Genomic DNA, 7,574 nt, shown 5'->3' on the forward strand with positions numbered 1-7,574 from the left:
AAGGTCAGCGCGATGGGGGTAGTGACGGTCAGCACGCTTGATGCGCTACTTGAGGCGAGCAACGCTGCTTTGCTGCGCGCACAAGGCGCGGGTGTCGCCGCCAAGCTCATCGTGCCCTCGCATGCATGGGGGCAGCAGCGCAAGCTGCAGCTTCGCACGCTTGTTGGCACTGGTGTCGATGTCGTGACGCATGCGCAGTTCGTGAGTCAGCTCTGGGATGTCTACGGCGACGGCTCCACCATCGTGGCACCTGCCGAGCGCAAGGTTTTACTGCGTCCGCTTATCACGCAGGTCGCCCTCTTCGACGCCTCGCCCTCTCCTGGTTTCGTCACGCAGCTTGCCGCGTTTGTCGAGGAAGCCATCTATCCGGGCCTGTGTCCGAGCACCGCGTTGTCGGGCTCGGAGTCAAAGCTCATGGAGCTCGTATCGCTCTACGAGGCAAAGCTCGAGCACGAGGGCCTTGTCGAGCTCGCCCAGGCCGAGCACGCGCTCATGCAAGAGGGTGTCTGTCGGGGCATGCACCTGGTCTTCGAAGCCCCCGACTTGCATAGCGCACATCTGCGCCGCTTCATCGCCGGGATCGAGCCAGGTGCGTCGGTTTCCGTCATTCAGCAGCATCTCGACATCAACGCGGGGGCCTTGCCAGAAGATGACGAGCTCCTCGCCTTGCGACAGCGCCTTTTCACGGGCAAGGGTGGCGTTCGGGCGCAAGGACGCGTGCATGTGGGCGAGGCTCACGGGACGCATGTCGCAAGCGATGTGGTCACGGGTCTTGCGCGCAGCATGCACGAGGAAGACGGCATCGAGTATGCGGACATGCTCGTTTGCTGCGCCAGCGCCGCCGATGCACACCCGCGCCTGCATGATGCGTTTGCACGCGCGGACATTCCCTTTGCCACGCAGTTTGCCGTGCCCTGTGCGCGTACGGGCCTAGGGACTGCGTTCTTTGCGCTCGAGACAATCGTACAGGCGGGCGATGATGCGCCCTTCGAGCCCTTCGTCGATGTGCTGTGTAGCCCCTATGCGGGGGTACCTGCCCAAGATGCCCGCGCCTTGCAAATGCGCTGGCGCGAACAAGCCGGCTCCGTACCATACAAGAGGATGCGCGACGTGCGCGAGGGCTTCGCTCAGGGTAATGCGAGCGCCGCCATCACGCGCGAGCGCCTCGAGCCTCTCGTGCAGCTCATCGACGCTTCGCGTGCCGAGCGCGTCAGGCTTCTCTTCGAGCACGCGCGCTCAGCGCAGCTCGATGTCGACATGCTTGTCGATGACTGTGCAGCAGCCGAGACATTGCTGGACTATCTCGAGCTCTGCGAGCACTTCATCTGCGAGCCCGATGCCGACGAGATGGCGAATCTCCCCGTCATGCTCAATCGATCATATGGCAAGCAGAGCGAGGCCCTTCGCATCGTCGATCCGGGTGCGCTCGGCCCCATTCGCGCGGGTGCCATCATCCTGTGCGATCTGGATGCATGCCATTATCCCATGGCATCCCAGGATGGTCCGTTCGACACGCTCATGCGCAAGCTTGGCATTGAGCGCGCAGACACGCTCGCCCGTGACCAGCGCATCATGCTGCTCAACGCCATCGAATCGTGCGAGAGCTGCTTTGCCTTTACGCGTACGACACACGATGCAGGTGGTGACGAAAGCTGCCCGAGCGCGCTGTTCGAGGAGCTCGTCGCTGCGTACCGCAGTCCCGAAGAAGACGAGGCGGGGCTTTCCGTCCAGGCTGTCCCGCAAGCTCTCAGGCCATGGCTGCTTGCGCTGAACGAGGCCGACGTCTTCTTCGCGAGCGAGGGGTCACATGACGACGTCTCGGTTACGCGCGGTTCGCTTGCATTGGCTGCGATGAAGAAGGACTTGACGCATGATCTCAAGGACAAGCCCCTGACGTTTTCACCCACGGCCCTCGAGGATTATTATCGCTGCCCGTACCGTTGGTTTGCCTGCAGGCGCGTGGGCTATAACGGCATGGATGTCGCGTTCGACGCGGCTGCCCAGGGCAATCTCGTCCATGCGGTCATGGAGCGTTTCTATCGCAGTCTCAAGCAGGCCGGGCATGATCGCGTGACAGAGCAGAACGTCGACGAGGCACTCGCAATTGCCGACAAGGCCTTCGACCAGCAGGTCGAAGATGACCAGTCGCGTGAGCGTCGGGGCCTCTACTTGCACACCGAGTACGACTCGTGCGCATGCGAAGAGCTGCGTCAACAGGTCTTCGACCTCGTGCGTCGTGATGCCACGTTTTTGCCGGGTTTCATTCCCACCTACTTCGAGCTTGAGCTTGGCCGCTCCTCAGAGCAGCTTCTCGAATACGCCGGCGTGCCCGTACGCGGCAAGGTTGATCGCGTCGATGTCGATGCAGAGGGAAACGCCGTCATCATCGATTACAAGCTCAGTGGCCTTTCTGCCGGCTACGGCTTCGGCCGTGACGACGAGCTGCCGCAGCGTATCCAGACCGACATATACGCCACGCTTGTCGAGCGGCACTTCGCGGCACTCGGCACGCCGCTTCATGTCGTTGGCTCGGTCTATCGTTCATACGCCAAGAACGCGCTGCGCGGCGTTTATGCGCGCGGCATATCGTGGGGCGACACCGAGCAGCTGCGCGAGGACTTCGACGCATTGCCTCGTGCCGGTAGCGGCGAGGAGTACGATGCGTATCTCACGCGTGTCGAGGATGTGCTCGCATCATGCGTCGAGCGTCTCCGCGCAGGTGACATTGCGCCGGCCCCGCTTTCGAGCGACGTCTGCGAGTACTGCAAGGCGGCCTCGTTTTGTCCCAAGGGAGGTGCCTGATGCCTCTTACCCCTAGTCAACGCGCTGCGGTCGAAAGTGCCCACGAACCGCTATTCATCCAGGCTGGCGCCGGCACGGGCAAGACCTTTACGCTCACCAAGCGCATTGCATATGGTCTCTCGCAAGAGTCGGGGCCACTCATCGGCGATGTCGATCGACTGCTCACCATCACGTTTACCAACAAGGCTGCAGGCGAGCTTATCGGTCGCGTGCGCGCCGAGTTGCGTGCGCAGGGGCTTGACGAGGAGTCCCTCAAGATCGACGCCGCCTGGATATCGACCATTCACTCGATGTGCCGCCGCATACTGCTTTCGCATGCCTTCGATGTCGGTGTCGACCCAGGCGCAAACTTGCTCACCGAGGACGAGACGCAGGCGCTTTCCGCCCTCGCGCTCGATGCGTTGCTGCAGGACAATGCGAAGGACGCGCGTCTCAACTTGCTTTTCGACAGTCTTGGCGTCGAGAGCGCGACGAAGCTCGTCAACAATCTATCAGAGTTGCTCATGCTTGCGCCGGGCGGCAGGAACGATTTCGACTTGGGGCCAGCCCCTGCGCCGGCTCGCGTCATCGCCAGTCGCGTGCAAGGGCTCCTCGCCACGTATCAGGGGGCACTTGCCGAGCTCGACGAGCTCGGACTTCCCGAGGGCAAGATAACGTATGTCCAGAATCGCGATAAGGTCGCCGCGGTGGTGGCGGCTCTCGAGGCGCTGTCCACCAGCCAAATGCGCCCTCTCTCCTGGAGTGCGCTCGCCAACGCCATCGAGGAGTGCAAGCCGCCGGGTGGAGGCAATCTCTCCGCACCTTATAACGGTATCTTCGCCAAATGCAGAGATGCCCTGCTCGAGGCCGCGGCCGAGGCACAGTCTGCGAGCGCGTACGAGCTTCTGCGGGCAGCATTCGACCTTGCGGCAGAGCATCTCGAGCGCCATCGCGCGCTCAAGCAGGCACAAGGCGCATTCGACACGAATGACTTGCTCATCGCAACGTACAAGCTGCTCGACGAAGACGACGGGCTGGCGCGGGCGTATCGCGAAAGCTTCGATTCCGTCATGGTCGACGAGTTCCAGGACACGGATAACTTGCAGGTTGGTATCGTAAGCAAGATATGCGACGAGGGGCTTACGACGCTGGCCACGGTGGGTGATGCGCAGCAATCGATATACGGTTTTCGTGGGGCCGATCTCGAGGTATACCAACGTACGCGCGCCATGATGCGCGAGCGTGGCTCCAACGAGGTCGAGCTCACCGTTAACTATCGTTCACAACCTGACATCCTGCGCTTCGTCGAGGACATCTTCTCCAAGCCGGAGTTCTTCGGTGGGGAGTTCCTCAAGGTGAGCTCGGGTCGCGAGGAAGGGTTCAACCCGTCATGGCTCATGCCAGACGAGCCGCGCGTGAAGATACTTCTCTCGGCCGGCCACAAAGCCGAAAAGGGGCAGGGAAGGACTTCGGTTGACGCGTTGCGCCAGGCCGATGCCGTGGCGCTTGCCGATGAATTCGAGCGCCTGCACGCACAGGGCGCCCCGTATGGCGATATGGCGATTTTGCTCCAGTCGACGAAGGGTGCCAAGGCAGGTCCCTATCTGCGCGAGCTGCGCAAACGCGGCATACCGGTCATCGTCTCGGGTGGCTCGGACTTCTTCTTGCAGCCTGAGGTTTCGACCGTTGTCATGTTGCTGCGTGTTTTGGCAGACCGTGATGATGACGAGGCGCTCTTCGATTTGCTCGGCTCAGATTTCTTCAATGCAAGTGATGACGCGCTGCTCGCCCTATCGGTCATCAATCGCCAGCGCCTCAGGCTCCTGCCTGGTGAGTCACGCGCCAAGCCCTCGCTCTATGACGCGCTATGTCTATACATCGAGGAGGCACAAGACGATGCCGATGAGGCGCTCGCATGTGCATTCGACACGCTCGAGCACGTGCTTGCCGCCTCGCCGAGCATCCCTCTCGCGCAACTCGTGCGAGAGGCCATCGCGCTTTCCGGCTGGCAGGCTACGCTGTCTGCGCGCGGTATCGAGGGCGGTGCGGTTTTTGCGAATATCGAGCGCGCGTGCGATCTCATCGAAGACTACGAGAAGCTTCACGGACATGCGCCCTTTGCCACAAGCGCCTATTTCCGCAGTCTTGTTGACCTTGCTTGCGAGGGCAAGGGCGCTCGTGCCAAGCTTGGAACGCTCGTGAGCTCAGGCCAGGATGCCGTCTGCATCATGACGATTCATAGCTCCAAGGGTCTGGAGTTTCCCATCGTTGCCGTCGCGGAGTTCGAAAAGAGCACACGTCATACCGGTGCATCGCTTATTTCGCTTTCCGAAGAGGGCAGACGCTATCTCGCGCTTGGCATCGCGGGGTCGAGCGCCGCCGCACGCTACCTTGCCGACGAAGACCAGGACCCTGGCTCCTTCGCCCTTGCCAGCGAGGTCGCCGAGCATCGGGCTCATGCCCATCAGCTCAAGAAGCTACGCGATGCACAAGAACAGCAGCGTTTGCTCTACGTTGCGCTCACGCGCGCACGAGACAAACTCATCCTCGTGGCACACGATGGCGCCTTCGCATCCAAGGGCGACTTATCTGCGGGCCTCACGAGTAGCTGCCTGCATGCGGTGTTTGGCGAGGAGATCCCCACGCAGCATGCAAAGGTCATGACAGGTGCCGGGGCGCTTGTGGAGCTCGCCGTCACCGAAGTCCCCTATGGGGCGCAAGAGGAGCAGACGGACGACGAAGAGGGCTCGCTCGCCGTCATGCATCGTTATCCGGTTTTTGAATTGCCGCCGCGTATTTCGGCGCAGCCGCTTGATCACAGGCAAATCTACTCGTATTCCTCGATTGCACATCGTGATGCGCAGCATCGTGAGCTTATCGCCCCCGCAGTCACCTTGCATGATCGCTCCCAGGATGTCGAGACGGTCAGCCCCGTCGGTTCGTCATTTCACCTTGTCGCGCAATGGCTTGCGTCAGTTCCGCGTGCCGATGAACGCGGCATTGAGCGTCGCATGCTCGCTGCTGCGCGTCGCTATGGGCTCGATGAGGAGCAACGCGTGCGGCTCGCCAACGCGGTCGCCGCCTGGGTCTCATCAGAGCGCTACGCCATGGTGCAGGAGTACGAGCGTCGCCATGCGGAGTACGCGTTCTGCGTCGATGTCGAGGGTGTCCCGCTCGAAGGCTACATTGACCTTATATGCTTTGATGACGAAGGGGGAGCCCTGGTCATCGACTACAAGACGGGCACGAGCGGGCAGGGTGAGGACCTGCACGAGCGCTACGCCCTGCAGGCGCAGTGCTATGCCTATGCGCTGCTGTCTTCGGGCGCCTGCGAGCATGTCGACATGGCGTTCGTACGTCCCGAGGCAGGCATGCAAGAGGTTGCGTTCAGCTTCGATGCGGGCGATGTTCCCGCGCTGGCACAGCACATCTTGGGAGCCTAATTACAGCTCGCCGTCGTTCATGCCGCGGGTGCCGGTGTCCTTGGCTTTGAGCTTGAGCTCGCGGCCAAATTTGAGCGCCCCATCGCCAAACCTGTCGCGCACCTTGTCCGCTGCGGCAATGGCCTCGGCGTTGCCCTGTTCGGTCTCGGCGTTCGCAAACAGGTCGAGCTGCTCGTCTTGCGTGTCGAATCCCGATACGCCCACGCCGACGAGGCGTACGGCGTCACCCTCTTGCCAGATTTCGCCGATGAGTCTCTTGGCGATGGGAATGAAGACGCCCTCGTCGTCGACGTTGGCGCCCAGACCCTGCTGGGCGCTGCGTATGGACAGGTCGGCATAGCGTAGCTTGAGCGTGACGGTGTGACCCGCGAGCTGCTTGCGACGCAGGCGCCGTCCGACCATAGACCCGAGGAAGTCAACGGCATCCTCGATTTCCGCGCGGGTGGTGAGGTCGCTTGCGAAGGTACGCTCGTGGCTCACGGATTTAAGCGTGCGTTCGGTTACGATGGGGCGCTCGTCTATTCCCGCGGCTCGGTCCCGCATGACTGGTGCATTTACGCCAAAGATGGGACGAAGGGTCTCCACATCCGCAGTAGCCAGCTCTCCGAGAGTGCGGATACCCACCGCTTCGAGGCGCTTTACGCTTTGCTTGCCGATGCCGGACATGACGCGAATCTTCATGGGCGCAAGAAATGTCGCCTCGCTTCCTGGGTACACCACGGTGAGACCCCGGGGCTTGTCGAGGTCGGAGGCGATTTTGGCAACCGTCTTGCCGCTTGCCACGCCGATTGAGCACGTGACACCCAGCTCAGCGACATGTTCCTGGATACGCATGGCGATAGCCACGGGATCATCTCCCGTGAAGCGTCCAGGAGTGACGTCGAGAAAGGCCTCGTCAATGGAGACCTGCTCGAGCAACGGCGATTCGGCATAGAGGATATCCATGACGGCACGGGACATCTCGTGATAGCGCTCGAAGTGGGGCGTCGTCCAGATAGCGTCTGGGCACAGACGCTCGGCGACAGCCGAGGCCATGGCGGAGTGCACCCCATATGTGCGGGCTTCGTAAGAGCAGGTGGAGACGACACCGCGACGATCGGCGCGACCGCCGACGATGACCGGCTTGCCACGCCATTCGGGATGATCGAGTTGCTCGACGGAGGCAAAGAACGCATCAAGGTCGACGAGCAGAATCGCCTTGCCCGACCATGTGCGTTGTAATATGTCTGCGTGCATAGAAGTCATGCCGACATTGTACTCGGACGTGACAGGGGGACGGGGACGTGACAGGGGGACGGGGACGTGACAGTGGGGACGGGGGTTCTGTCACGCCCATGGGCGTGACAGAAC

The 7,574-nt window shown here is 61.8% G+C and carries 3 protein-coding genes; 2 read left to right on the top strand and 1 reads right to left on the bottom strand.

The features are described from left to right. Positions 1-12: 12 nt before the first annotated feature. A complete protein-coding gene (locus DBY20_00300; protein PWL80326.1) occupies positions 13-2,802 on the top strand; it encodes a hypothetical protein in 2,790 nt (929 codons plus the stop codon). Then, positions 2,802-6,224, top strand: a complete 3,423-nt coding sequence (locus DBY20_00305; protein PWL80327.1) for a hypothetical protein — start codon at positions 2,802-2,804, stop codon at positions 6,222-6,224. Before DBY20_00300 ends, DBY20_00305 begins: the two co-directional genes overlap by 1 nt. Here DBY20_00305 and DBY20_00310 read toward each other — a convergent pair whose 3' ends face one another. Further along, on the bottom strand, positions 6,225-7,469 hold the full coding sequence (locus DBY20_00310; GenBank protein ID PWL80328.1) for a DNA polymerase IV: 1,245 nt from the start codon (positions 7,467-7,469) through the stop codon (positions 6,225-6,227). Positions 7,470-7,574: the final 105 nt, after the last annotated feature.

The sequence above is a fragment of the Coriobacteriia bacterium genome (assembly GCA_003149935.1).
GTDB lineage: Bacteria > Actinomycetota > Coriobacteriia > Coriobacteriales > QAMH01 > QAMH01.